We start from the raw sequence: 520 nt of genomic DNA, 5'->3' as shown, positions 1-520 counted from the left end.
TAGATCGAGAACGGGCGACCGGCGGCGATGTACTCCAGGGCGGTGCGGCAGTAGTCGATCATATGGCCGGGCAGTGCGTCCAGCGGATACCAGGCCAGTTCGCTGCACTTCTCGGGCTCACGGTTGTCCGGCTGGCCGTCCCAGGTGCGCACCGTGAAGAAGAAGGCAGCCCGGCCGCCGCCGGAGGAGTTGTGCATGACGTGGACGAACTCGACGGCCTCCGACTCGATGGTGACGCCGATCTCTTCCTTGGCCTCGCGGATGAGGGCCGTGACCACGGACTCGCCGGCTTCGAGGTGGCCGGACGGCAAGTGGTACGCGCCGTCCTCGTAGTTGGTGCTTTTGCGGCGGCCGAAGAGTGCCTCGTTGCCTTTCAGCAAGACGAGGTGGACGTCGGTGGTGACCTGGTGGCGTGATGACTTACCCATATGTTGATCTTACCAAAATAGCTAAAGCCGAATATACGTGTCGTGTATGGACCGCGAGCCAAGAAGTGTGGCCTGGCCGATCGAGGGCCGCG

1 protein-coding gene is annotated in these 520 nt (G+C 63.1%); it reads right to left on the bottom strand.

Features of this window, described 5'->3' with window-relative positions; all coding sequences use genetic code 11:
- A partial coding sequence (locus tag U9980_RS24435; protein WP_322770080.1) for an NUDIX hydrolase occupies window positions 1-428 on the bottom strand: 428 nt, incomplete at its 3' end.
- Window positions 429-520 lie beyond the last annotated feature (92 nt).

This window comes from Protofrankia sp. Cr1 (assembly GCF_963555865.1).
Classification (GTDB): Bacteria; Actinomycetota; Actinomycetes; order Frankiales; family Frankiaceae; genus Protofrankia.
Note: the sequence above shows the minus strand (reverse complement) of the source record. Positions and strands in the feature narration are given on the sequence as shown.